This window comes from Curtobacterium sp. B8 (assembly GCF_000333315.1).
In the GTDB taxonomy this organism is placed as follows: domain Bacteria; phylum Actinomycetota; class Actinomycetes; order Actinomycetales; family Microbacteriaceae; genus Curtobacterium; species Curtobacterium luteum.
Genome location: NZ_BACW01000136.1, coordinates 1 through 2,103 on the forward strand (window position 1 = coordinate 1; position 2,103 = coordinate 2,103).

At 73.3% G+C, this 2,103-nt stretch carries 3 protein-coding genes and 1 tRNA gene; 1 reads left to right on the forward strand and 3 read right to left on the reverse strand.

Annotated elements, in window-relative coordinates:
- Positions 1 to 174: 174 nt before the first annotated feature.
- Positions 175 to 247 (reverse strand) — tRNA-Thr (locus I59_RS03480).
- Positions 248 to 306: 59 nt separating this feature from the next.
- Here I59_RS03480 and I59_RS03485 point away from each other — a divergent pair.
- Positions 307 to 600: a hypothetical protein gene (locus I59_RS03485; protein WP_022902683.1), complete on the forward strand. Its 294-nt coding sequence runs from the start codon at positions 307 to 309 to the stop codon at positions 598 to 600.
- A 46-nt stretch (positions 601 to 646) separates the two neighbouring features.
- On the opposite strand, the gene I59_RS03490 is transcribed toward I59_RS03485, so the two are convergent.
- Positions 647 to 1,576 carry an alpha/beta fold hydrolase gene (locus I59_RS03490; RefSeq protein ID WP_022902684.1) on the reverse strand — a complete coding sequence of 310 codons (930 nt, stop codon included), beginning with the start codon at positions 1,574 to 1,576 and terminating at the stop codon, positions 647 to 649.
- 52 nt (positions 1,577 to 1,628) lie between these two features.
- On the reverse strand, positions 1,629 to 2,103 hold a 475-nt coding region (locus tag I59_RS03495), incomplete at its 5' end, for a peroxiredoxin (RefSeq protein ID WP_022902685.1).

Consider the following 2,103-nt stretch of genomic DNA (forward strand, 5'->3'; position numbering starts at 1 on the left):
GGACTTCCGTTTCGGTGCGGTGTCATCCTCTTCTCACGACCGGCTGGTTACCGTGTCGAGCGATGAGGAACACCCCCTGATCCGTGTTCCACGTACGCCGGAGGCCCGGGCGATCACTCGCCCGGGCCTCCGTCTTCCCGGCGATCACGCGCGGCCAGCATCGTCGGTGCAGAGGGCCGGCAGCGGGACTCGAACCCGCAACCCCCGTATTACAAGTACGGTGCGCTACCAATTGCGCCATGCCGGCTGACGCGCCCACTCTAGCGGGACGCGTCCGGACTCACTCGGACGCCGAGAAGTTCGTGGGTGCCGGAACGACTGCGGACGCGGATCGCCCGGCGCGACCGGGTCGGCGGCGTCGTCGGGCACGTGCGTCCCCTCGTGCAGCACGGCACCGAGGTCGTGCTCGTCGTCGCGCCCGAGGACGCCGAGCTGTTCGACCGGCTCGGCGGCCGACGTGCCGTCCGACGGTGGTCGGGGCAGGTCGAGGTCGTGCGGGTGCCGGACGGCGACCACGCGCTGTTCTCCCCGACGATGCGGGCAGCCGTCCGCGCCGAGGTGCGGGCGCGCGTGGCGGCCACCTTCCCCGCGCACGTCTGACGCCGCCGCGGCTCCGGCCGGTCCGGGTGTCCTCGCGGGTCGACCGTCAGGGGGCGAGGAGCGCGGCGACCTCGGCGGGGTGCTCGACGTGGGCGAAGTGGCCGCAGTCGTCGAGGAGCACCGTCCGTGCCTGCGGCATCGCGGCCCGGAGCTCGTCGAGGTCCGCCGGCCGGGCGAACACGTCGTCCCGGCCGAGCACCGCCACGAGGGGGCACCGGACGCCGCGCCAGCGCTCGGTGTCGTAGCGGGCAGCGGAACGGGCGGCTGCCGTGAACTCGCGCGGCCGCAGCTCCCGGACGAACGCGTCGAGCACGCTGCGGTCGAGCCGGCGCACGTGCGTGAACACCGGGGCGGCGAGCAGTCGGAGGAGCCCCACCGCCGCCAGCCCGCGGAGCAGCGGCAGCGCAGCCCGGCCGGTCACGAGCAGACCGCCCCGGAGCAGCGTGTACGCCGGCAGGTGTCCGAGCGCACGCCACGGGTGCCGAGCGGCACGGACCGTCGCGGTCGTCGTCGGGGACACCAGCGACAGCGAACGGACCCGTCCGGGCAGCACGACCGCGAGGTGCAGGGCGACGAACGCGCCCATCGAGTGCCCGACCACGTCGACCCGTCCGACACCGAGGGCGTCGAGGACCACCGTCACGACCTCCGCCGCGCCGTCGACCGTGAGCGGCTCCGCCGGCGTCGAGGAGGCGCCCCAGCCGGGCAGGTCGAGGAGCACCACACCGCGTCCCGCGAAGCCGTGCGCCGCGTCGAGCAGCGGCGTCCAGGTCGTCCAGGAGCCCGCGACGCCGTGCAGGAGCAGGACGGGGTCCGGGCCGGGGCGGTGGTGGACGACGACGGTGCCCGCCGTGGTATCGACGGTGCGGCGGACGAGCGACCACCGCTCGGGCTGGTCACGGAGCGGGAACGGCGCGTAGGCGCCGCTGTCCGTCGCGACCGCGTCGCCGACCGAGCGTCCGTCGATGACCCGCACCGTTCCTCCCGTCCGGACCGCGCGTGCGCGCGCCCGAGGAGGATTCGGAACGCTAGGCGACCGGGACGGGTGCCGAGCAGGCGGCGAGGCGGTCGAGCGCGGCCTGGTACTCGGCGACGTCGCGCTGCAGACCGGGCTCGGTGATGATGGAGGCCTTGATCCGACCTTGCACGTCGATCACGAAGGTCGCGCGGGTCGCGAAGCCCTTCTTGTCGAGGAACACGCCGTACTCCTTGGAGACCGCGCCGTGCGGCCAGAAGTCGGCGAGGAGCTCGAAGTCGTAGCCGTTCGCCTCGGCGAAGGACCGCAGCGTCGCCTTCGAGTCGACCGAGATGCCGATGAGCTCGACACGCTGGTCCTCGAACATCGCGATGTTGTCCTGGAGGGCGCAGAGCTCGTTGGTGCAGCCGGACGAGAAGGCGAGCGGGAAGAAGACGAGGGCGACGGGGCGGATGCCGCGGATGTCGCTGAGGCGGACGTGCTCTCCGAACTGGGTTCGGAGTTCGAAGTCCCGCGCGAGTGAGCCG